Below are 25,239 nucleotides of genomic sequence, written 5' to 3' on the forward strand. Positions count from 1 at the left end.
ACTTCAAAAAGAGAGTTTGAAAGGGGATTGCGATGAGTATTGATTACAAAAAGATTTTAGAGCTGTCTGAAGGCTACAAAGAGGACATGACTCAGTTCCTGCGCGACATGATTGCCATTCCGAGCGAATCTTGTGACGAAGAAAAAGTTGTCAAAAGAATCGCCGAGGAAATGGAAAAAGTTGGTTTCGATAAAGTAGAAATCGACCCCATGGGTAACGTTTTAGGTTACATAGGTCATGGCCCGCACCTGGTAGCATTGGATGCGCATATTGATACTGTTGGCATCGGTGAAATCAAAAACTGGGAATGTGATCCTTATGAAGGCAAGGTTGTCGGCGATGAAATATGGGGCCGAGGCGGTAGCGACCAAGAAGGTGGCATGGCTTCCATGGTTTACGCAGGTAAAATTATTAAGGATTTGGGACTTGAAGATGAATATACTCTTTTGGTAGCAGGTACTGTTCAAGAAGAAGACTGTGATGGCCTATGCTGGCTGTACATGATCGAACAAGGCGGTATCAAACCGGAATTCGTAGTTTCTACGGAACCTACAAGCTGCCGCATTTATCGTGGCCATAGAGGAAGAATGGAAATTAAGGTAGAAGTTACTGGTATTTCTTGTCATGGCTCTGCGCCGGAACGTGGCGACAATGCAATTTACAAGATGGCACCGATTATTAATGAGCTGAGAGCTCTAAACGAAAACTTACATTACGATGAATTTTTGGGTAAAGGAACCTTGGCTATATCTGAAATTTTCGGAAAAACACCTTCTCGTTGTGCAGTAGCCGATGGTTGTACTATCTCTATCGATAGAAGACTTACGGATGGCGAAACATGGCAAGAAGCATTAGAAGAAGTAAGAAGACTGCCGAGCGTGAAAGAGGCAGGAGCAGTAGTTAGTCTTTACAAGTATGAAAGACCTTCTTGGACTGGCTTAGTTTATCCTACGGATTGTTACTTCCCAACATGGGTAATTCCAGAAGAACATCCTGCAACGCAGACGTTGGCAACAGCGTATAAAGAACTCTTTGGTGAAGATCCAGTCATCGACAAGTGGACTTTCTCAACCAATGGCGTAGCCATTATGGGAAGACATGGTATTCCGGTAGTCGGATTTGGACCTGGCCATGAGGACCAAGCGCATGCTCCTAACGAAAAAACTTGGAAGAGCGAGTTGGTGAAAGCTGCAGCTATGTATGCAGCGATTCCCATCAACTACACCCAGAACTTTGTTAAATAATTATTAATTTAATTTTAGGAGGATATTATGAAAACGTTATTCAGAGGAAAGCACTTTATTACCTTGCAAGAGTGGTCCAAAGAAGAAATTGATACCTTGATGGAAGTCGCGTTCGATTTGAAGAAAAAATTTGCGATGCGCGAGTTGACACCCCTCCTTCCCATGGAGACGGTATTTCTGATGTTTTTTGAAGCTTCTACCAGAACAAGAAACTCTATGGAAGCCGGCGCTACCCAGTTGGGCGCACACGCACATTTCCTAGATACCAGCACCATGCAGATTTCTCACGGTGAAGTAGCCAAAGATACGGCAAAGATACTAGGTAGCTACGGTCATGCCATTGCTTGTAGAAACTGTTTCTGGGGAATCGGAAATCAATATATCCGTGAAATGGCTGCTCACTCTCCAGTGCCTATTTTAAACTTGCAGTGTGACTTATATCACCCCATGCAAGGCGCAGCTGATTTAATGACCATGATCGAGAAACTAGGCGATCTCAAAGGCAAAAAAGTCTCCATCATTTGGGCCTATGCGACTAGCCACAAGAAACCTATTTCGGTACCACTTACGCAGGCACTTTTATTCCCGCGGTATGGTATGGAAGTTACGCTAGCATATCCTGAGGGATATCCACTTCCCGACTGGGCCATTGAGCAAGCAAAACAGAATGCTCTTGAAAACGGTGGAACCTTCCGCATCACCCATGATATTGACGAAGCTTTTCGCGATGCAGATGTAGTTATTCCTAAAAACTGGGGTAGCTGGGTTGCCGACCAAAGTGAAGCAGTTGTCGATGATCGTTTGGAGTCAAATAAAGACTGGAAGTGTACTCAAGCAAGAATGGACATGACCAAAGATACATGTATATATATGCATGCCTTGCCGGCTGACCGGAATAATGAAGTAGAAGATTCCGTAATTGACGGACCAAAATCTGTAATCTACGATGAGGCAGAGAATAGATTGCATACCGCAAAAGCTGTCATGGCTTTAACGATGGGCGGCAGATAAATTTAAGTGAACAAACATCTTTTTTATGGGGTTCCGGTTTAAATTCATTTAAACTGGAACCCTCTCCACCATTCAAGAGGAGGTTTACCCGTGAGTGACAAAATGAGACAGATTCCTTTTGGACAGTTGCTGGACTGGTGCTTGCAAGAATATGCGAGCGAATCAGCAATTTTCGGCATCCCCAAAGAGAAGTTTTATCGAACTGAAAATGAGGGTATGAAGTTGTTTGGAGAAAAACTAGCAACTCCAATCGGCCCTGCTGCAGGACCAAACACGCAGCTTGCCCAAAATATTGTGGCATCCTATCTTGCTGGCTCAAGATTCTTTGAGCTGAAAACCGTACAAATTTTAGATGAATTAGAATTTCCCAAACCTTGTATTCGCGCAGAAGACGAATGCTATAACACGGAGTGGTCTACGGAACTTTCCGTACAAGGAGCGTTCGAAGAATATGTAAAAGGTTGGTTTCTTTTGTATGTTCTAGAGCGAGAGCTGGGATTGGGTAAAGACAAGTCTTTCGTATTTAATATGAGTGTAGGATACGATTTGGAAGGCATAAAGACGCCCAAAGTGGATGCTTATATTGAAGGTATGAAAAATGCCAGTGACACGAATATTTTTAAAGAGTGTAAGCAGACTTTGTTAGATCGTATTGATGAGTTTGAAAATGTGGACGCTTCCTATGTACAAGCAATCAGTCCTAATATTTGTAGCTCAGCAACTCTCTCTACAATGCACGGTTGCCCACCTGAAGAAATTGAATCGATTACCCGCTATTTATTGGGTGAAAAGAAACTCAACACCTTTATTAAGATGAATCCAACGCTGTTAGGCTATGACTATGTGAGAAAAGCTTTTGATGACATGGGTTATGACTATATTGTGTTGAAGGAAGAATCATTCACCCATGACCTGCAGTATGCCGATGGCATCGCCATGGTGCATCGCATTATGGACTATGCCAAGGAGTTGAACCTTGGTTTTGGTGTGAAGCTATCCAATACCCTACCTGTTCAGATTAAACGTGGAGAATTACCTGGCGACGAGATGTATATGTCCGGCCGGTCTCTCTATCCTTTGACTATCAATCTAGCGACTCGGGTAGCCACAGAATTTGATGGAAAGCTACCGATTTCTTATTCTGGTGGGGCTGATGTTTTCAATATTAAAGCTATTTACGATGCTGGTATTGGGCCAATCACCTTGGCAACGACGATCTTAAAGCCGGGTGGTTATATGAGACTGAACCAGATGGCTGCCTTGTTTGCTGATACACAAAAAGCAGATATCATTGATGTTAAGGCACTTAAAAAGTTGGCTGACGAGGCTTTTTCGAAAGAAACCCACCGCAAAGAGTTTAGACCTGTTGATTCAAGAAAGACGGATTTAGAACTACCTTTATTGGATTGCTTTATTGCCCCTTGTACTGTGGGCTGCCCCATTGAACAAGATATTCCCCAGTATTTAAAACTGGTTAGTGAAAAACGCTATGATGAGGCCTTTGAGGTAATTACCACTAAAAATCCTCTTCCGGGGATAACCGGTACTATCTGTGATCACCAATGTATGTTCAAATGTACACGACTAGATTACGAAGAGTCTTTGGCTATACGAGAAATGAAAAAAATCGCTTTTGACCATGCTGCCAAAGCTTCTATCGAGAAATTGACTCCAGCTTCCTTAACTGGTGATGCGAAGGTCGCTGTGATTGGTGCTGGCCCAGCAGGCCTGGCCGCCGCTTGGTTTTTAAGAAAAGGTGGATTGAATGTTACGGTAATGGACAAGGAATCTGAAGCAGGCGGTACGGTACGGTACGTAATTCCAGATTTTAGAATTCCAACAGAAACGACGATGACAGATGTAGAAATGATTCGTAAAGCAGGTGTGGAATTTAAATTGGGTGTGAAACCTGAATTTTCCCTAGAGGACCTAAAGAAAGAATATGATTATGTCTTTTTAGGAATGGGTGCTTGTAAGGAAAATAATATTAAGCTGTCTCACAGCGATGTGAACGTTCTAAATGCCATCTCCTTCTTGAAAGATTACAAACAAGGCAAAGAGTTTGATTTAGGAGAACACGTAGTCGTAGCAGGCGCTGGTAACACAGCTATGGATACGGCAAGAGCGGCCACCAGGCTTCCAGGTGTGAAAGATGTATCCATTGTGTATAGACGTACTAAAAAACAAATGCCGGCGGATGCAGAAGAGCTGAAGATGGCACTAGAAGACGGCGTACTCTTTAAAGAACTCTTGAATCCGGATTCCTTGAGCGATGGAAAATTACATTGCGCTGTAATGGAGCTGGGAGAATTAGATGAGAGTGGTCGTAGACGTCCAAAAGCAACGGGCGAATTTGTAGACTTGGCTTGCACTACGTTGATTTCATCGATTGGTGAAAAAGTGGATGATGCTTTACTCACTCGATTGGGTATTGGGACTGAAAACGGTCTAGCCAAACTCTCGGTTACTGGCGAGACTAGTGTGCAGAATGTCTACCTGGGTGGGGATATGAAGAAGGGCCCATCTACTGTGGTTAAAGCGATTGCGGATGCAACAGCTGCCGCCAAAGATATTCTTGCTAAAGAAAAGATTGAGATAGACTTGTCTATTAAAGGATTTGATCTAGGAGAAGAGAAGATATGGGAACGCAAGGGTAATTTGGAACTGAGAAAAGAAGCCACATCCGAGGGCGAACGTTGCCTGGGATGTCAAGAAGTATGTGAGATTTGTATGGAGGTTTGCCCCAATCGCGCGAATGTTGCGGTAGAAATTGATGGCAGAGTCCAAATCATCCACATTGACGGGATGTGCAATGAGTGTGGCAACTGTGAAATCTTCTGTCCATATAGCGGGGCACCGTATAAAGAAAAATTCACTTTGTTTTGGAGTGAAGAGGATTTCCAGAGTTCAGAGAATAAGGGATTCCTACTGTTAAGGGGTGGTGCTAATCCTAAGTTCAAGATTCGTTTGGAAGAAGAAACGGTCATTGAATTCGACGATACTGGAAAGTGTGATGATGCATTATTGGATGCGGACATTGCGTCATTGATTTATCAGTGCTATCTCGATTATTCTTGGCTCTTTTCCGAATAACTGAACGTGAATGATAAGTGTAAAACATCATAGACACGACATGGAAAAAGGGCTGAGATAAATTCAGCCCTTTTTTTGAAAAGTATGCATTTTTGGAAGGAGTTTTTTCTGTTTTTACGAATATACTATATGTATAGATGTTTAACAAGAGAATGGAGGCAACGATGTTACTTATTGGAAATGGTCGACTGATTACTAGGGACTCGGAAAATCCTTATTTGGAAAACGGAGCGATAGTGATTGAAGGCAACAAGATTAAAGCAGTCGGTGCGACGGCAACGCTAAGAGCGAAGTATGCAGAAGCAGAATATATGGATGCCAGGGGAAGACTTATCATGCCGGGCATGATAAATGCGCACCAGCATTTTTATAGTACGCTGGCTAGAGGAATGGCCAATGATGTTCCTCCTGCACGAAAATTTAGCGATATTCTAAATAACCTTTGGTGGAAGCTAGATAAACTGCTGACCTTGGAAGATGTGTATTATAGTGCTGCTGTTCCCTTGATTGAGGGGATAAAAAATGGTGTAACTACGGTGATGGACCACCATGCTAGTCCCTATCACGTAGATGGTTCACTAGGTATGATCATGGAGGCAGGAAAAGATGCTGGCGTTCGCCTTTCGACCTGCTATGAGGTATCTGATCGTGATGGAATAGAAATAGCAGAGGCGGGTATCCGGGAGAATATGGCGGCTATCCGAGCTGGTAAGGCAGATGACTCCGATATGTTTAAAGGGATGTTTGGTTTGCATGCATCGATGACCATTTCGGATGAAACAATGGATAAATGTTTGGCAGCTATGGCTGGTGAAGATGCAGGATACCATGTGCATTGTGCCGAAGGTATAGAAGATGTAGACGATGCCATAGCAAAGTACGGCAAACGTGTTATTACTCGTTGGAATGATTTTGGCATACTCAATGAGAATTCCATTGCCGTTCACTGTATTCATGTGAACGATGAAGAAATTGACATCCTAAGCGAGAGTAAAGTTAAAGTGGTGCACAACCCAGAGTCCAATATGGGCAATGCTGTAGGGTGTGCTCCGTTACTGGAGATGAAGCAGCGTGGTGTGAATCTTGGGCTCGGTACGGATGGCTATACCTTTGATATGTTTGAATCTTGGAAGGTAGGGAATATTATCCATAAGCATGTGATGCAAGATTCTAATGTTGCATGGGGTGAGTTGCCTGAGATGCTCTTTGAAGAAAATGCGAACATCGTCAATCAGCATTTTTCCGGACGTGTTGGAAAACTGAAAGAGGGCTTCTATGCAGATGTTATTGTCGTTGACTATAATCCACCCACACCAATGAATTCGGATAACCTGAACAGCCACTTACTTTTTGGGGTAATGGGCAGACAGGTTGATACGACTATCATTAACGGCAAGATCATTATGAAAGACAGAATTCTCCAAGGCATTGATGAGCAAGCAATCTATGCCAAATCCAGAGAAAGAGCAATCGAGGTCTGGAAACAGATATAAGAGTTGTAGGGAGGAGAGGTTATGGATTTTACTACTGTTGGTAAGAGTTATAAGAGGAAAGACGCTGCTGCCAAAGTGACAGGTAAGGCGCAGTACACAAGGGATATTGGCAGACGGAATATGTTGTATGCCAAAGTGAAGCGTAGCACCATCGCCCATGGCAATGTGATTCGCATTGATGCAAGTAAGGCGGAGGCTTTGGAAGGGGTAATTAAAGTATTTACACCGGACAATCTTCCCTGTGGTGTATATCCGACTGCGGGCCATCCACATAGCTTGGATCCCGCGCATCAAGATATAGCGGACAGAATGGCACTAACGAAGAAGGTACGTTTTTATGGAGATGAAGTAGCTGCCGTTGTAGCAGTAGATGAATTAACGGCTAAGAAGGCGCTAGACCTGATCGAGGTGGAATACGAAGAGCTTCCTTTCTATCTAGACGCGGAAGAAGCATTGAAGGAAGATGCAGTTGAAATTCATGAAAATAGCAAAAATATCATCGGACATAATTCTTATACGGTGGGAGATGTAGACATCCGCGAAGCATTCGCTATGGCTGACTATGTTTTTGAAGATGTATTGGAAGTAAAGCCGGTGCAGCATTGCCACCTAGAGAATCACGTAGCCTATGCCTATACAGAAGGTAATGGACGTCTTGTGGTGATGAGTTCCACCCAGATTCCTCATATTTGTAGAAGAATCCTATCTCAGGCACTAAGTATACCTGCTGGTATGATCCGAGTGATTAAGCCCATTATTGGTGGTGGATTTGGAAACAAGCAGGATATATGCATTGAACCACTAGTGGCCGCCATGTCATTGGCCCTAGGGGGTAAACCTGTTATGTATGATATGGACAGGGAAGAATGCATGAGTTGTACAAGAACGAGACATGGCGCACGCTTCTATATGAAGACTGCTGTTAGAAAAGATGGACGTTTTCTTGCAAAAGAGCTCACGACGTATGGCAATGGTGGTGCCTATGCAGCCCATGGCCATTCACAAGTAGGTAAAATGGGAGGCAATTTCTACCGTACATATCCTGCAGAACTAGCAACCAAATACGAAGGGTATACGGCCTATACGAACTGCTCAGTGGCGGCGGCCATGCGGGCATATGGTATTCCGCAGATTACGTTTGCTGTTGAATCCCATGTGGATAATATTGCCAAAGCCATGAATATGGATCCAATAAAACTACGCGAAATGAACATGGTAAAACAGGGATTCAAGGATAAATTGTCTGGTGTAACCATCAACACATGTGGTTTACCTGAAGTCATCAAGACGGCGAAGGAATACATTCATTGGGATGCCAAACGAGCAGAATATGCTCATCAAACGGGTGATAAGCGCCGAGGTGTGGGCTTTTCACTATTTAGCTACCCAACTTCTACTTGGCCGGTAGCCCTAGAAATTGCTGGAGCTCGTATGGTTATGAACCAGGACGGTTCAATCTGCCTGCAGATGGGCGCAACGGAGATAGGACAGGGTGCGGCTACCGTATTTAGCCAAATGGCCGCTGAAACCATCGGCCTTACATTTGATATGGTTCATTTTGAAGAATTTACAGATACAGATATTTGTCCGTTCGATACGGGTGCTTATGCATCTAGACAGACCTATGTCGGCGGTAAAGCAGTCAAGAAGGCTGGGCTGATTATTAAGGATAAGATCTTAGTGCGAGCGGCGGAACTTTTGAGCTTAGAAAAGGGTGATTTGGACATAGAAGGTGGATACATCATACGAATAGACAACGGAGAAAAAGTATCTAGTGTTGAAGATATTGCAATGGATTCTTACTATAACCGGCATACTGCGGATACGATTTCAACAGATATCACGGCTACGGTGGAAACCAACGGTATTGCCTTCGGTGGTAGTGCTGCTGAAGTTGAAGTAGATATTCGTACTGGACGAGTAGAAATACTCAAGCTGATAAATGTCCATGATTCCGGAAAAATCATCAACCCTGTTCTTGCAGAAGGACAAGTGCATGGCGGGATGAGTATGTCGCTAGGATATGCCTTGTCCGAGGTGATGCTGTACAATCCAAAAAATGGTGCACCCAGAAATAACAACCTGTTGGACTATAAGCTCCCGACAATCATGGATACGCCGAAATTGGATGTTGGCTTTGTGGAATTGTATGAACCGACAGGCGCATACGGTAATAAGGCACTCGGAGAGCCGCCTACCATTACGCCAGCACCTGCTATCCGGAATGCTATTTTGCATGCCACTGGTGTAACGGTGAACCAGTTGCCGATGAACCCGCAGGGATTGTTTGAGCATTTTGGTGCAGCCGGCTTAATTGAGGAGGTATAGCAAATGTACGATATTTCTAAATACAAAGAAGCGACTAGTGTCGAGGAGGCATTGAGATATTTAGGAGATGACCCCAAGAGTATAGCCATAGCTGCTGGATCCGATGTCTTAATTAAAATCAGAGAAGGCAAGTTGGCTGGCGCTAGCTTGGTCAGTATTATCAAGATTGAAGAGTTGAAGCACATAACCATAGACGACGAAGAAAATATTCATATCGGCCCCTTGGTAAATTTCACGCAGCTTGAAGAAGATGCCATTATTAAGGAACGGATTGGCTATCTGGGCAAGGCTGGCGGAACGATGGGAGGCCCCCAACTTAGAAACATCGCTACCATAGGAGGGAATATCTGCAATGGTGCTACCTCCGCAGATTCTGGTTCGACCCTGGTATGTCTAAATGCTGAACTAGTGCTTACTTCTGAGGGAGGGCAACGCATACTGCCTATTGAAAAATTCTACATTGGACCGGGAAAAGTAGACTTGAAACCGGGAGAACTCCTGACTGACATTATCATCCGGAAAGATGAATATGCCGGGTATGAAGGCAAGTATACTAAGTTTGCTCAGAGAAAATCTATGGATATTGCAACCATTGGTTGTGCTGTGATGATTAAAAAAGAAGGAAATACAATCAAAGACTTGCGCTTAGGCTATGGTGTAGCAGCACCGACACCAGTTCGTTGCCCAATAACCGAAAAATTTGCGAAGGGCCTTGAACTGACAAGGGAAAATGCGCAGGCTATTGGTAAAAAAGCGCTCGAAGATGTGAGCCCGAGGGATTCTTGGCGAGGTTCTAAAGCGTACCGAGAGCAACTCATCAAAGTGTTGGCGGAACGCGCCATCATAGATATAGCTGAAGGCGGGGGTGAATAGTATGCTAAAAAAAATCAGTTTAACAGTGAATGGAACCAAAAGAAGCGTAGAAATTGACGAGCGGGAGTCCTTGCTCGAGGTTTTGCGTGATAAATTGGGTCTTACTTCTGTAAAACAGGGATGCGGGGTCGGAGAATGCGGTGCATGTGCTGTATTAATTGACGGGATAAGCATCGATAGCTGCATCTATTTGGCTTCTTGGGCGGATGGCAAGGAAATTCGTACAGTGGAAGGTTTGGAAGTAGACGGGAAACTGTCTGAGGTACAACAGGCCTTTGTTGATGAGGGAGCGGTCCAATGTGGATTTTGTATCCCTGGTTTTGTAATTTCGGCAACCGAGCTCAAGGAAAGTGGCAAGAAATATACCAGGGACGAGGTTAGAAGAGCCTTGTCTGGACACTTGTGCCGTTGTACAGGCTACCAAAAAATCGTAGAGGCGACGGAGAAAGCGCTCGAGAAAAAGTAAACGGAAGGTACATATTATGAAAGAGATCAGATTTACTTTGAATGGAGAGAAGATGCATGCTGAGGTGGACGGAGAGCAAAAACTCCTCGGCTATTTGCGAAATGAGACGCATCTGTATAGTGTGAAGAATGGTTGTAATACTGGCCAGTGTGGTGCTTGTACCGTCATCATTGATGGAAAAGCGAAACGAGCTTGTGTGACCAAGATGGAAAAATTGGATGGTGCCGTGATTGAGACACTGGAGAATTTACACAAAGATGGGTCACTGCATCCTATTCAGAAAGCGTTTATCCAAGGTGGGGCGATTCAGTGTGGTTTTTGTACTCCAGGTATGATTATGGCCACCAAAGCCCTTTTGGATGTGAACCAAGACCCAAGTGATGAAGAAATTAAGCAGGCGTTGAAGTTTAATATCTGTCGTTGTACCGGCTATGTTGCGATTTTGGAATCGGTACGTTTGGCAGGAAGATTTCTCAGGGGTGAGGAAGAATACCATGAGCCACAGGGCGATTTGGGTGTAGGAAAGTCTCCGTATGGAAGAGATGTGGTGGCCAAGGCGATGGGCTTGCCCATCTTTGCGGACGACCGTTCTTTCGAAAATATGCTATACGGTAAATTGGTATACGCAAATAGGCCGCACGCCAAAATAGTATCCATTGATACTAGCAAGGCTGAAGCAATGGAAGGCGTAGAAACTGTCGCGACACATAAGGATATCCCAGGGTTTGACCGCTTTGGGTTAATTAACAAGAATCAGCAGATCCTAGCTGAAGATGAGGTCATTTTTGTAGGCGACCCAGTAGCAGTAGTATATGCTGAGACGCTAGAAATTGCCGAACAAGCAGCCAAACTGGTCGAGGTGGAGTATAAGGACTTACCAGGGGTGTTTACGCCCCAAGAGGCCATAGAATCGGATACAGTGTTCTTTCATGGCAAGAAGACCCTCAGTGAAACACAGGTGCACCGTGGTGACATAGAAAAGGGATTTGCACAAGCTGACGTGATCGTCGAGAATGAGTTTTACGTGCCTTTTGTGGAGCATGCTTATTTAGAACCGGAATGTGGTTTGTCCCACTATGATAGCAAGGGTGTTTTAGTCTTGTTAAGTTCCAGCCAAGGAAGCTACTCCTTTAAAACCATGATGATGGATATGTTGAAATTATCTGGGGATGAGGTACGGGTAATTGCTACCCCGGCCGGTGGAGCTTTCGGGGGTAAAGAGGAACCTACGGTTCAGTTACACTGTGCCTTGGGAACATATTTGACAAAAAGGCCAGTCAAAATAACCATGACCAGGGAAGAGTCCATTATGGCTTCTACCAAACGGCATGCTGAATGGCTAAATTACAAATTGGGTGCTAAGAAGGATGGTACACTGGTGGCCTTCAAGGGTGAAGCGCTGGTGGATACCGGGGCGTATGATTCGTTGGGAGCTCCTGTAACCTTTAGAACGGGAGTCTGCACAGCAGGCCCATATAGTATTCCCAATGTGGAAACCAAATCCACTAGTTACTACACCAACAATACGCCAGGAGGAGCCTTCCGTGGCTTTGGCAGTACGCAGGTAGCTTTTGCTTCCGAAGTGATGATGGATATGTTGGCTGAAAAATTAGGAATGGATCCTATCGACTTGCGTTTAAAGAACGCATTGAGACCAGGCTGGCAGACCATTACCGGACAGACCGTGGAACCAGGCACAGGATTGATTGGCACCATTGAGGTGGTGCGAGATTCATGGGAAAAACAAAAGGATAACTTCAAACCTTCTGGACCAAACAAGAAAATCGGTATTGGCTTTGCCTCTGCATACAAGAATGTAGGTTTAGGCACTGGCCTAAACGATAAGGCTGGGGCAGTCTTTGACCTTGTGGATGGGGAGATTACTGTATACCAAGGAGCATCTGAGATGGGCCAGGGTACAGGTATTGTAATGGGACAAATTGCGGCAACGGCTACAGGAATCCCTTACAAGGCCATTCGTGTCATTTCCAACGATACTGGTCTTTGTCCAGACGGGGAAGAAACCACAGCCTCTAGACAAGTATATATTTCCGGGCATGCCATAAAGTCTGCTGGCGAGGGATTTATGGATAACTTGAGATACTTTATCCTGAAGCACTTCGGTTTAGAAAGTGCTCAAATTCGTTATCTAACCGAAGGCATTGAAGATACTCGGACTGGAAACGTTATTTCCTGGCAAACGATTGGTGATAAGTTGCAGGAAACGGGAGAAAGCGTGCGCTTTGAAGTGGAACATTCCGCTCCGGACACCGTTCCACTACCGGCCAACAACTTGCCCAAAGAGGGAGATGACCCTCAAGAGTATAAGATTCACTCCCAATACTGCTATGCAAGCCAAATGGCTATAGTAGAAGTAGATGAAACGACTGGCGACTATAGGGTCTTAAAGATTATTGCAGCCAATGATCTTGGTAAAGCCATTAATCCAAAGCAGGTTGAAGGCCAGATTGCCGGCGGAACTCTGATGGGAGTCGGGTATGGGACTAGCGAAGCATACATACAGGAAAAAGGAATCGTAAAAACGAAGACCTTAGCCAAGTGTGGTGTTCCTAAAATTACCGATGCCCCTGATATTGAATGCTTGATTGTAGAAGAACCGGTGCTGGATGGACCATATGGTGCCAAGGGCATGGGGGAACTTCCAGTTAATCCGGCAGCACCAGCCATTGTGAATGCAATTTACAATGCTGTAGGTGTTCGTATTACTTCTTTGCCTGCCACCAAGGATAAGGTAGCGAAGGCGCTGGGGCTGTAGAATATTGATAAAAAAATAGGACAAGTAGTGGATGTTCTCACAGGCTATATACCTGTGAGAACATTTTCATTTTCTTTGATTGACAAGTAAACGAGCAAGGAGGTAATATATACGTAATTGAGATTCGATGTCCGTGTATCCAAAGGAGGAAACCATATTATGGCTAAAAAGAAATTTGAAAGAACGAAACCGCATATTAATATTGGCACCATCGGTCACGTTGACCACGGCAAAACTACTTTGACCGCGGCCATCACGATGACCTTGGCAAAAGCTGGCCTGGCTGAAATTAAGGATTATGCATCCATTGATAATGCGCCAGAAGAAAGAGAACGTGGAATCACCATCAACACTGCACACGTTGAGTATGAAACTGAGAACAGACACTACGCACACGTAGACTGCCCAGGACACGCCGACTATGTTAAGAACATGATCACCGGTGCTGCTCAAATGGACGGAGCTATCTTGGTAGTATCTGCAGCAGATGGCCCTATGCCTCAAACAAGAGAGCATATCTTGCTTTCTAAGCAAGTAGGCGTGCCTTACATCATTGTATTTTTGAATAAATCCGACCAAGTAGACGACCCTGAGTTGTTGGAATTGGTTGAAATGGAAGTAAGAGAACTCTTGACCGAGTATGATTTTGATGGAGACAACACTCCAATCGTAACTGGCTCCGCTTTGATGGCCATCGAAAAAGGTGATGGAACCAGAGAAAACGAGTTCAGTGGTCCAATCTGGGAACTGATGGATGCAGTAGATGCCTACATTCCAATTCCAGAGCGTGCTACCGACAAACCATTCCTGATGCCTGTAGAGGACGTATTCACCATTACCGGCCGTGGAACAGTAGCAACTGGTAGAGTTGAGCGTGGCGTGGTTAAAATCGGCGACAACGTAGAAATCGTTGGATTGCAAGAAGAAACCAGAAAAACGGTTGTAACTGGCGTAGAGATGTTCAGAAAGCTTCTAGATCAAGCAGAAGCAGGAGACAACATCGGCGTACTGTTGCGTGGTGTAGATAGAAAAGACATCGAAAGAGGACAAGTACTTGCGGCTCCAGGAAGCATTCATCCGCATACGAAGTTCTCCGGCGAAGTATACATATTGACGAAAGAAGAAGGCGGAAGACATACACCGTTCTTCAACGGTTACAGACCTCAGTTCTATTTCAGAACGACAGACGTAACTGGTATGGCAGATCTACCAGAAGGTATTGAGATGGTAATGCCTGGCGATAGAGTTGAGATGAGCGTAGAACTGATTACGCCGATCGCAATTGAGCCCGGACTGCGTTTCGCAATTCGTGAAGGTGGAAGAACTGTTGGCGCAGGGGTTGTATCTTCTGTAGCTGAGTAAAGAAAACATTGAGCGAGCTCAAGGAGCTCGCTTTTTTTTGAATACAAGGATTCTGTGGTAACACAAGTTCTTTATTGACACCCAAACGGGTTTATGCTAAAGTTATTCAGTGGTATAGTAACTTGGCCTTGTAGGCTTAAAATACAGGAGGTGGGATTGATGAGAGTAGGCATTACCTTGGAATGTACAGAATGCAAAAGACGAAATTACAGAACAACAAAAAACAAGAAGAATAATCCTGACAGAATGGAAATCAAGAAGTATTGTAGTTTCTGCAAAACACACACTGTTCACAAAGAAACCAAGTAGCGAGTAGGAGAGAATTATGGCTAGCAAAGAGACGAAGACCAAGAAGCCCGTCAAAAAAGTGACCAAGAAACGTTCCAGCTATTTTAAGGGCGTTTGGGCTGAACTAAAAAAAGTAAATTGGCCGAATCGAAAAGAGCTTCTGACATACAGTTATGTAGTTGTCGGCGCGATTTTAGCTTCTGCGCTATTGATTTATTTGGCGGACACCGTCATTGCTGCAATTCTTCGAGTTTTAATCTAGTTGATTGCGCAAAGCATGGAAGGTGGGAATAAGATGGATCGTGAAAAAGAGTGGTATGCAGTTCACACTTATTCAGGCTATGAAAACAATGTGAAAACCAACTTAGAGAAACGATTGGAATCCATGGGTATGGCCGAGGAAATTTTTAGAGTTGTGGTACCCACGGAAGAAGAAGTTCAGGTTAAAGATGGTAAACGCAAAACAGTCACAAGGAAAGTTTTCCCTGGCTATGTGCTGGTGGAAATGATTATGACTGATAAATCATGGTATGTTGTGCGCAACACGCCTGGTGTAACTGGATTCGTAGGCGCAGGCGCCAAACCGGTGCCACTGAGTGAGCAGGAAGTAAATAGACTGCTTGGACAGATGGGCGAAATTGCAAGAGTTTTTGAGATTGACGTAGAAGTTGGAGAAAACGTCAAAGTTAAGACCGGCCCCTTTGCCGATTTCGTTGGAAAAGTAGAGGAAATCAGTGCAGAGCAAGGCAAGATTTGGGTATTGGTATCCATGTTTGGAAGGGAAACCCCTTTGGAACTGGATTTTAATCAAGTGGAAAAAATATAGTAAAACAAATAGAAGGAGGTGTGAAACATGGCAAAAAAGGTTATTGGCTTAATTAAATTACAAGTGCCTGCAGGCAAAGCTAATCCGGCTCCTCCGGTAGGTCCTGCTTTGGGTCAGCACGGTGTTAACATCATGGCATTCTGTAAGGAATTTAATGAAAAAACATCGAATCAGCCCGGCATGATTATTCCGGTAGAGATTTCGGTTTTCGAAGATCGCTCATTCAGCTTTATCATGAAGACTCCACCGGCTCCAGTGTTGCTTAAAAAAGCAGCGGGAATCGAGAAAGCTTCTGGCGAGCCGAATAAAGTTAAGGTAGCAACTGTTACCAAAGCGCAAGTAAAAGAGATTGCGGAATTGAAAATGAAAGACCTGAATGCTGCTGATGTGGACGCTGCGATGAGTATGATCGAGGGCACCGCAAGAAGCATGGGCATCGTGGTTGAATAGTAACGTGGGAGACTAATACTCGTTTGTACCACAAGGAGGAAAACATGGCAAAAAAGGGTAAACGTTATACAGATGCACTGAAAACGTACGACAGAACAGAATTGTTTGATGCTTCAGATGCAATGAAAATTGTTAAGGAAAACGCGAAAGCTAAGTTCGACGAAACGATTGAAGCACATGTAAGATTGGGTGTTGATCCAAAACATGCTGACCAACAAGTTCGTGGAACATTGGTATTGCCACATGGTACTGGTAAAAGCAAGAAGATTCTAGTATTCGCTAAAGGCGAAAAAGAAAAAGCGGCATTAGACGCAGGCGCTGATTTTGTTGGTGCTGACGACTATGCAACTAAAATTCAAAGCGGATGGATGGACTTCGATGTAGTTATCGCTACTCCAGATATGATGGGCGTAGTCGGAAAATTGGGTAGAGTGTTGGGACCAAGAGGTTTAATGCCTAACCCTAAAATCGGCACGGTAACCATGGACGTGGAAAAAGCCATTGCTGAAGTGAAAGCTGGTAAAATTGAGTTTAGGGTAGATAAGACTTCTATCGTACACGTACCACTTGGTAAAGCATCATTCGACCAACAAAAGCTTGATGAAAACTTTGAAGGATTCATTAGTGCTTTGATTAAAGCTAAACCAGCTGCTGCAAAGGGAACTTATTTGAAAAGTGTAACAGTAAAATCCACTATGGGTCCTGGCGTGAAAATTAATCCAGCAAAGCTTACCAAATAAGAATTGACATAAACTAAGATATCTGATAATATTCAGGAGCTTAGATTTGGATATAACTAAATAGAAAGACTGTAGACGGTATGGGGCCGAAAGGCTTAATGAATCCCAACTGAGGTTTGATAAAGGCAAAGAAATAGCCTCGGACTGTCTACGTCCGAGGCTTTAGTTTTTCCTATACGAAGGAGGTGTAAACTTGACAAAGCAAAGAGAAATTAACAAAGATATCGTAAAAGAGATCCAAGGCAAACTGGAAACTGCTAGTTCTGTAGTTGTAACGGACTACCGTGGTTTGAATGTGGCCCAAGTGACCGAATTAAGAAAAGAACTGAGAGATGCAGGTGTTGAGTACAGAGTACTTAAAAATACCTTGACTCGTCTAGCAGCAAAAGAAAGTGGTATCGAAGGTCTAGAAGATACATTGACTGGCCCGAATGCAATTGCATTCTCACCAGATCCTGTTTCTGCAGCCAAAGTGTTGTATGAATTCGCTAAGAATTGTGATAAACTCGAAATCAAAGGTGGAGTATTAGAAGGAAAAGTAATTTCCACTGAAGAGCTGAAAGCTCTCTCGGAGTTACCATCCAGAGAAGTACTGCTGTCTATGGTGCTGAGAAGCATGGTAGGACCACTTACCAATTTCGCATCAGTGCTGAATGCGCCGCTTAGAGATTTAGTAGGTGTATTGAGTGCAGTGAAAGAACAAAAAGAAGCCAACGCATAAAGCGATTAGAAAATATTAAAATTAAAAGGAGAATTACAATGTCTGAAAAAGTAACCCAAATTATTGATATGGTAAAAGAAATGAGCGTTTTGGAACTGTCTGAAGTAGTAAAAGCGTTTGAAGAAGAGTTCGGCGTATCTGCTGCTGCTCCTGTAGCTGTAGCTGCTGCTGCTGCTCCTGCTGCCGCTGCTGCTGAAGAGCAAACTGAGTTTGACGTAATCCTTACCGCTGCTGGCGATAAGAAAGTTAACGCAATCAAAGCTGTTAGAGAGCTTACCGGTCTTGGACTGAAAGAAGCGAAAGCAGTAGTTGACGGAGCTCCTGCTCCAGTTAAAGAAGGCGTTTCCAAAGCTGATGCCGAAGCGGCTAAAGCTAAATTGGAAGAAGCTGGTGCAAGCGCAGAACTGAAGTAGTATTCAGAAACTCGCACCCACTTTGTTGTGGGTGCTTTTTTTTCTGTTGACAAATAGTACATGTGTGATAAGATATTAAAATGGCACGATTAGGCTGTAGTCGTGCGCTCATTTTGGCTTGCTAAGCCGGTTATAAAAGAGCAATGTGGAGTAGATTATAGAAATGCTGGGGGTGGTTAAATGGCAAATTCTTTAACTGACGTTCGTGCCGAGCGGCACACTTTTGCGAAGATTAAAGAAGTATTAGATATGCCGAATTTGATTGATATTCAAAGAAAATCCTACGATTGGTTTGTGAATGAGGGTCTTGCGGCGATGTTTCAGGACATATCTCCCATTCAGGACTTCACGGGAAATTTGAGATTGGAATTCATTGAGCATTCCATGGGAGAACCGAAATATTCTGTAGCGGAAGCACTAGAAAGGGATGTTACCCATTCTGCACCGCTGAGAGTAAAGGTCCGCCTGATCAATACTGAGACGGGAGAAATCAAACAACAGGAAGTTTTCATTGGAGAGTTTCCCCTTATGACAAGGACGGGTACATTCATTATCAATGGCGCGGAACGAGTAATCGTTTCTCAGCTTGTACGTTCACCAGGTGTGTACTACAAGATTGAAATGAACCCTGATGGAAATGACATGTTCAGTTCTACCATTATCCCCAACCGTGGGGCTTGGGTGGAATATGAAACGGATAAAGACGGATATCTGTTCACACGGATAGACCGTACAAGGAAAATACCGGCGACGGTATTATTTCGTGCGCTCGGATACTCGACAGACGCACAACTACTTAAGAGATTCAACAATGACGAACGGATTATCCATACCCTGGAAAAGGACAATACCACCTGTAAAGAAGAAGCTTTAATAGAGATTTACAAGAAACTACGCCCGGGTGAACCCCCGACAGTTGACAGTGCAGAAAATCTTCTGCGTTCTTTATTCGGCGATCCTAAACGTTACGATTTGGGTAATGTGGGCCGTTATAAGATTAATAAGAAGCTTAAACACGGTGCGCCCTTGTTTAAGAACGACGAAGATAAAAAGTTCAAGCATTATAATAGGCAGCTCGATTTAGAAGATATCACAGCTGCTATGGATTATTTCTTAGAACTTATGGATGGTAAACATGCCTCTGATGATATCGATCATTTGGGTAACCGTCGGCTGCGTTGTGTTGGCGAACTGTTGCAAAATCAGTTCCGTATTGGACTGTCTCGTATGGAACGTGTCATCAAGGAACGTATGACCATTCAAGATATTGAAGCGGTTAGTCCGCAAAACTTGATTAATATTCGCCCGGTTTCCGCAGCGATTAAGGAATTCTTTGGATCATCACAGCTGTCACAGTTTATGGACCAAACCAATCCCCTTATGGAACTAACCCACAAGCGAAGATTGTCTGCTTTGGGTCCTGGCGGTTTGTCTAGAGAACGTGCTGGATTTGAGGTGCGTGACGTACACCATTCCCACTATGGAAGAATGTGTCCTATTGAGACTCCAGAGGGTCCGAATATTGGATTGATTGGTTCTCTTGGTACCTATGGTCAGGTCAATGAATTTGGTTTTATTGAGACACCATACAGAAAAGTAGATAAAGAAAAAGGCAGGGTTACGGAAGAAATTGTATATGTAACTGCCGATGAGGAAGAAGCCTATACCATCGCTCAGGCCAATGCGCCTCTAGATGAAAACGGATACTTCGTTTCAGAAAGAGTGAATGCGCGTCATGGCGAGGATGTATTGATTACGGACCCGTCACACTGTGACTACATGGACGTAACGCCTAAACAAGTTTGGAGTATTGCTACGGCATTGATTCCTTTCTTGGAACACGATGATGCCAACCGTGCCCTGATGGGTGCGAACATGCAGCGTCAAGCAGTTCCACTACTCTTAACAGAGTCGCCCTATGTGGGAACTGGTATGGAGAAAAAGATTGCCGAAGATTCCGGTGTATGCGAAATGGCGGAAGCGGATGGCGAGATTGTACGCGTGACAGGTGATGAAATCGTGGTGCAGACGGAAAATGGCACGCTGGAAAAACATCATTTGGATAAATATAAGCGTTCCAACCAAGGTACCTGCATCAACCAGCGTCCAATCGTTAAGAAGGGACAAAAAGTTAAAGCTGGAGATGTACTCGCTGACGGTCCTGCTACCGCAGGTGGCGAACTTTCACTAGGCCGTAACGTACTAGTTGCTTTTATGACCTGGGAAGGCTATAACTACGAGGACGCGATTCTTCTATCTGAAAAGATGGTCAAAGATGATTATTATACATCGGTCCATATTGATGAGTTTGAATGTGATGCAAGGGATACCAAATTGGGTAGTGAAGAGATTACTCGAGATATTCCCAATGTGTCCGAAGAAAATCTGAAAAATTTAGATGCCACAGGCATCATCCGTATCGGTGCGGAAGTGCATCCGGGTGATATCTTGGTAGGAAAAGTAACACCAAAGGGCGAACAAGAACTGTCCTCTGAAGAAAAATTGCTGAGAGCCATTTTTGGCGAGAAAGCTAGAGAAGTCAGAGACAATTCATTAAAAGTTCCTCATGGTGAAGAGGGTATCGTCGTCGATGTGAAACGTTTCGACCGTGAAAGTGATGACGAACTACCTGCTGGCGTAAACCGATTGGTTCGTGTATACATCGCCAAAAAACGTAAAATCTCCGTTGGAGACAAAATGGCTGGACGTCATGGTAATAAAGGTGTAATTTCTAGAATTCTACCGGAAGAGGATATGCCGTATCTTCCAGATGGCACACCAGTAGACATCGTTTTGAATCCACTAGGTGTACCGTCACGTATGAACATCGGTCAGGTTCTAGAGACCCACTTAGGCATGGCTGCCAAGATCAAAGGTAAGAAGATTGCTACACCAGTATTCGATGGTGCTAGCGAGGATGATATCCACGAATGGTTGGCAGAAGTAGGCATGGACGATACTGGCAAAACGGTACTGTACGATGGTCGTACTGGATTACCTTTTGACAACAGAGTAACTGCTGGATATGTTTACATGCTGAAATTGCACCACCTTGTAGATGATAAGATTCACGCCAGAAGTACTGGCCCGTATTCACTAGTTACCCAACAGCCGTTGGGTGGTAAAGCTCAGTTCGGTGGACAGCGTTTTGGTGAGATGGAAGTATGGGCGCTTGAAGCATACGGTGCTGCGCATACATTGCAGGAAATCCTGACTGTAAAATCTGATGACGTGGTGGGTAGGGTGAAAACATACGAAGCCATAGTAAAAGGAGAAAACATTCCTGAACCAGGTGTGCCGGAATCTTTCCGTGTACTGATTAAGGAAATGCAGAGTTTGTGCCTTGATGTCAGAATTTTGAATCGCTTTGATCAAGAAATTGAGTTGAAGACAGATGATGATGACGATGACCGTAAAGATGACTCCTTGAGTTTTGACAGCAGCTATACTAAGGAAGACAAAAATGACGCCGATACCGAAGAAGAGAAGAAGACGGAAGATGAGGACGTCGATACTTCTATATTTGAGGATCTTCACTTGGATGAGGACGATACGGATTTTTCCGAGCATTTCTTGGAAATTGACTTGGAAGATGAAGAAGAGTAGTTGCTTTATTAGCGAAAGGAGTGACTTTGTTGGACGCTAACAAATTCGATAAGATTAGAGTTTCATTGGCTTCGCCTGAACAGATTAGATCTTGGTCTAGCGGTGAGGTCAAAAAGCCGGAAACCATAAACTATAGAACACTCAAACCAGAAAAAGATGGTTTGTTCTGTGAAAGAATCTTTGGGCCTACCAAAGACTGGGAATGCCACTGTGGAAAATACAAACGTGTACGCTATAAAGGTGTCGTTTGTGACCGCTGTGGTGTGGAAGTGACCAAATCCAAAGTACGTAGAGAAAGAATGGGCCATATCGAATTGGCTGCACCAGTTTCACATATCTGGTATTTCAAGGGAATCCCCAGCAGAATGGGTCTCTTGCTCGATATTTCTCCTCGTGCTTTAGAGAAAGTACTCTACTTTGTATCCTATATTGTGACAGATCCTGGTGATACGCCACTTATTCGGAAACAGATCCTGACGGAAACGGAGCACCGAGACTTTAGAAAGAAATACGGTGCAGATTTCCAAGCAGGTATGGGTGCTGAAAGTGTCCGTAAGCTACTGGAAGAAGTGGATCTCGAAAAAGAGAGCCACGAGCTGAAAGAAATTCTGAAGACTGCTACAGGACAAAAGAAGATACGGGCTACTAGAAGACTAGATGCTGTAGATAGCTTTTTGTCTTCTGGCAATCATCCTGAGTGGATGGTAATGGAAGTAATTCCCGTGATTCCGCCTGAACTGAGACCGATGGTCCAGCTCGATGGAGGCCGTTTCGCTACATCTGACTTGAATGATTTGTACAGAAGGGTCATCAACCGGAACAATCGACTGAAACGTCTGATTGATCTGATGGCGCCAGATATTATTGTGAGAAATGAAAAACGCATGCTCCAAGAAGCGGTGGATGCGTTGATAGACAATGGAAGACGAGGCAGGCCGGTAGCCGGACCAGGAAACCGTCCATTAAAATCCTTGTCGGATATGCTTAAAGGTAAGCAAGGACGTTTCCGTCAAAACTTACTCGGTAAAAGGGTGGACTATTCAGGACGTTCTGTTATCGTTGTGGGTCCAGATCTAAAAATGAACCAGTGTGGTTTGCCGAGAAAGATGGCCTTGGAACTATTTAAACCATTCGTTATGAAACGATTGGTAGACGATGGTATAGCCTATAACATCAAGAGTGCCAAACGTATGGTAGAAAAAGGTCATGATGCTGTTTGGGATGTTTTGGAAGAAGTTGCCAAAAACCACCCAGTACTATTGAACCGTGCACCTACCTTGCACAGATTGGGAATCCAAGCTTTTGATCCCGTTTTGGTGGACGGCAAAGCCATCCGCTTGCACCCGCTAGTATGTACTGCATACAATGCCGACTTTGATGGAGACCAAATGGCAGTTCACTTGCCTCTTTCTCTAGAAGCTCAGTCGGAAGCTAGGTTATTGATGCTGTCAGTTAATAACATCTTGAACCCCAAGGATGGTAAGCCAGTGGCTACGCCAACCCAGGATATGGTTTTGGGTTCATACTACCTGACAGTTGAAAGAGATGGCGCCAAGGGCGAAGGCATGATTTTCAAGGATTACACCGAAGCCATGTTGGCCTATGAGTTTGGCGAAGTAACCGTGCATAGCAAGGTGAGCGTTCGTGTCAATGGACATATGTTGAATACGACCATCGGCCGTTTGATCTTCAACTTTGAAATTCCCATTCCAGAAGAGCTAGGTTACTATAACGAGGAAATGGGCAAGAAAAAATTGGGTCAATTGGTAGCCAAGTGTTACGAAAAGCTAGGCGCCAATGCAACAGCAAACTTACTAGATGGTATCAAAGCCTTGGGTTACAAGTACTCAACAAGGGCTGGACTAACTATTTCGGTAGCAGATATTACGGTACCGGAGAATAAGAAGGCCATTCTAGATGCAACTACAATAGAAGTTGACAAAATACAAAAGCAATTCAGAAGAGGTCTTTTGAGTGAGCAAGAGCGTTATGACAAAGTAATTCGTCTTTGGTCTACGGCGACGGAAGATGTAACCGATGCCATGATGAAATCACTTGACCGATTCAACCCTGTGTACATGATGGCCAATTCTGGTGCACGTGGTAACGTACAGCAAATTCGTCAGCTGGCTGGTATGCGTGGCTTGATGGCAGACCCATCTGGTCGAATTATGGACATACCAATTAAAGCAAACTTCCGGGAAGGCCTAACGGTTTTGGAATACTTTATTTCAACACACGGTGCCAGAAAAGGTTTGGCGGATACGGCACTACGTACTGCTGACTCCGGATACCTAACCAGACGTTTGGTTGACGTTTCACAGGACGTCATCGTCCGTGAAATGGATTGTGGCAGCATAAAAGGCATCACCGTTTCCGAGATTAAAGAAGGAAACAACATGATTGAGCCGTTAGAGGAACGGATTGAAGGCCGCTATGCACTAGAAGATATTTACGATAAGAGTTCTGGTAAAGTAATTGTCAAGGGCGGCGAGATGATTGATGCAACCACGGCGGCTGAAATAGTAGACGCGGGAATCAAGCAAGTTACAATCCGCTCGGTTAGTACTTGTGAAACAGAGCATGGTGTATGTGCTAAATGCTACGGTAGAAACCTGGCAAACGGCATGAAGGTAGAACTTGGAGAAGCGGTTGGAACGATTGCAGCACAATCCATCGGTGAACCAGGAACCCAGTTGACCATGCGTACTTTCCATACTGGTGGTGTAGCCGGAGATGATATTACCCAGGGTCTTCCTAGGGTAGAAGAGCTTTTCGAAGCAAGGAAACCGAAGGGTAAAGCAATCCTATCTTCTACGACCGGTAAAGTAGCAATCAAGGAAATGGAAGATGGAAAACGAGTTGTAGAAGTTATTGGCGGCGACTCTGGACTTGAAACCTATGCGATTCCGTTCAATTCTAGACTTAAAGTTAGAAATGGTGATGTTGTTTCCTCTGGAGATACATTGACCGAGGGCTCTATCGATCCTAAAGAACTGATGAAAATCAAGGGAATTCGAGGAGTGCAGGAATACATATTGAAAGAAGTACAGAAGGTTTACCGGATGCAAGGTGTAGACATCAACGACAAGCATATTGAGATTATTGCTCGTCAGATGACACGGAAGGTAACCATCGAGGAACCAGGCGATACGGAATTGAGTATTGGCATGCAAATCAATGAAAGTAAATTGAAAAAAGCCAATGAACAGGTCCTAAAGGAAGGCGGAGAACCAGCAATTGCAAAACCGATGTTGTTGGGTATTACGAAAGCATCCTTGGCAACGGACTCATTCTTCTCAGCCGCTTCCTTCCAAGAAACTACGAGAGTCTTGACCGAGGCTGCCATTAAAGGCAAGGTTGACCCACTGATTGGTCTAAAAGAGAATGTGCTAATTGGTAAATTAATTCCTGCTGGTACAGGCCTTGAAGAATACCGTAATGTGGAAATTGAAGTGGAAGAAGAAGAAGTGGCACCACCGTTGGTGGAGGATTTTGTCGGTTCGGATGAAATCTTGGAAACCCCAGAAGCCTCGCTTGACATCTAAG

Annotated in this window: 18 protein-coding genes and 1 other annotated feature; all 18 genes read left to right on the plus strand. The window is 44.2% G+C overall.

Annotated features, from left to right (window positions below; all coding sequences use genetic code 11):
* The first annotated feature begins 26 nt into the window (after positions 1 to 26).
* Entirely contained in the window at positions 27 to 1,244 is a 1,218-nt protein-coding gene (locus JR334_10300; protein QRN86918.1) for a YgeY family selenium metabolism-linked hydrolase, read from the plus strand.
* Positions 1,245 to 1,271: 27 nt separating this feature from the next.
* Positions 1,272 to 2,255 carry an ornithine carbamoyltransferase gene (locus tag JR334_10305; GenBank protein QRN85325.1) on the plus strand — a complete coding sequence of 328 codons (984 nt, stop codon included), beginning with the start codon at positions 1,272 to 1,274 and terminating at the stop codon, positions 2,253 to 2,255.
* Between the two features lie 102 nt (positions 2,256 to 2,357).
* A complete protein-coding gene (gene ygfK / locus JR334_10310) occupies positions 2,358 to 5,348 on the plus strand; it encodes a putative selenate reductase subunit YgfK (GenBank protein QRN86919.1) in 2,991 nt (996 codons plus the stop codon).
* Between the two features lie 164 nt (positions 5,349 to 5,512).
* The gene (gene ssnA / locus JR334_10315) at positions 5,513 to 6,841 is read left to right on the plus strand and encodes a putative aminohydrolase SsnA (protein ID QRN85326.1); all 1,329 of its coding nucleotides are present in this window, start codon (positions 5,513 to 5,515) and stop codon (positions 6,839 to 6,841) included.
* 21 nt (positions 6,842 to 6,862) lie between these two features.
* Positions 6,863 to 9,169 carry a xanthine dehydrogenase molybdenum-binding subunit XdhA gene (xdhA, locus tag JR334_10320; protein QRN85327.1) on the plus strand — a complete coding sequence of 769 codons (2,307 nt, stop codon included), beginning with the start codon at positions 6,863 to 6,865 and terminating at the stop codon, positions 9,167 to 9,169.
* Positions 9,170 to 9,172: 3 nt separating this feature from the next.
* The gene (gene xdhB / locus JR334_10325; protein QRN85328.1) at positions 9,173 to 10,042 is read left to right on the plus strand and encodes a xanthine dehydrogenase FAD-binding subunit XdhB; all 870 of its coding nucleotides are present in this window, start codon (positions 9,173 to 9,175) and stop codon (positions 10,040 to 10,042) included.
* A 1-nt stretch (position 10,043) separates the two neighbouring features.
* Entirely contained in the window at positions 10,044 to 10,508 is a 465-nt protein-coding gene (locus JR334_10330) for a (2Fe-2S)-binding protein (protein QRN85329.1), read from the plus strand.
* 16 nt (positions 10,509 to 10,524) lie between these two features.
* The gene (locus JR334_10335) at positions 10,525 to 13,284 is read left to right on the plus strand and encodes a molybdopterin-dependent oxidoreductase (GenBank protein ID QRN85330.1); all 2,760 of its coding nucleotides are present in this window, start codon (positions 10,525 to 10,527) and stop codon (positions 13,282 to 13,284) included.
* Between the two features lie 159 nt (positions 13,285 to 13,443).
* Positions 13,444 to 14,646, plus strand: a complete 1,203-nt coding sequence (gene tuf, locus JR334_10340) for an elongation factor Tu (GenBank protein ID QRN85331.1) — start codon at positions 13,444 to 13,446, stop codon at positions 14,644 to 14,646.
* Positions 14,647 to 14,805: 159 nt separating this feature from the next.
* Positions 14,806 to 14,955 carry a 50S ribosomal protein L33 gene (gene rpmG / locus JR334_10345; protein ID QRN85332.1) on the plus strand — a complete coding sequence of 50 codons (150 nt, stop codon included), beginning with the start codon at positions 14,806 to 14,808 and terminating at the stop codon, positions 14,953 to 14,955.
* 16 nt (positions 14,956 to 14,971) lie between these two features.
* Positions 14,972 to 15,196 carry a preprotein translocase subunit SecE gene (secE, locus tag JR334_10350; GenBank protein QRN85333.1) on the plus strand — a complete coding sequence of 75 codons (225 nt, stop codon included), beginning with the start codon at positions 14,972 to 14,974 and terminating at the stop codon, positions 15,194 to 15,196.
* Positions 15,197 to 15,229: 33 nt separating this feature from the next.
* Positions 15,230 to 15,760: a transcription termination/antitermination protein NusG gene (gene nusG, locus JR334_10355; GenBank protein ID QRN85334.1), complete on the plus strand. Its 531-nt coding sequence runs from the start codon at positions 15,230 to 15,232 to the stop codon at positions 15,758 to 15,760.
* A gap of 27 nt (positions 15,761 to 15,787) precedes the next feature.
* A complete protein-coding gene (gene rplK / locus JR334_10360) occupies positions 15,788 to 16,210 on the plus strand; it encodes a 50S ribosomal protein L11 (GenBank protein QRN85335.1) in 423 nt (140 codons plus the stop codon).
* Positions 16,211 to 16,254: 44 nt separating this feature from the next.
* A complete protein-coding gene (rplA, locus tag JR334_10365) occupies positions 16,255 to 16,950 on the plus strand; it encodes a 50S ribosomal protein L1 (GenBank protein ID QRN85336.1) in 696 nt (231 codons plus the stop codon).
* Between the two features lie 51 nt (positions 16,951 to 17,001).
* Positions 17,002 to 17,126, plus strand: a sequence feature (ribosomal protein L10 leader region).
* 17 nt (positions 17,127 to 17,143) lie between these two features.
* Positions 17,144 to 17,671: a 50S ribosomal protein L10 gene (locus tag JR334_10370; GenBank protein QRN85337.1), complete on the plus strand. Its 528-nt coding sequence runs from the start codon at positions 17,144 to 17,146 to the stop codon at positions 17,669 to 17,671.
* A gap of 38 nt (positions 17,672 to 17,709) precedes the next feature.
* Entirely contained in the window at positions 17,710 to 18,084 is a 375-nt protein-coding gene (rplL, locus tag JR334_10375) for a 50S ribosomal protein L7/L12 (protein ID QRN85338.1), read from the plus strand.
* 180 nt (positions 18,085 to 18,264) lie between these two features.
* A complete protein-coding gene (rpoB, locus tag JR334_10380) occupies positions 18,265 to 21,690 on the plus strand; it encodes a DNA-directed RNA polymerase subunit beta (protein ID QRN85339.1) in 3,426 nt (1,141 codons plus the stop codon).
* 26 nt (positions 21,691 to 21,716) lie between these two features.
* Positions 21,717 to 25,238: a DNA-directed RNA polymerase subunit beta' gene (gene rpoC / locus JR334_10385; GenBank protein ID QRN85340.1), complete on the plus strand. Its 3,522-nt coding sequence runs from the start codon at positions 21,717 to 21,719 to the stop codon at positions 25,236 to 25,238.
* Position 25,239 lies beyond the last annotated feature (1 nt).

This window comes from Clostridia bacterium (assembly GCA_016887505.1).
Taxonomy (GTDB): domain Bacteria; phylum Bacillota; class TC1; order TC1; family UBA5767; genus UBA5767.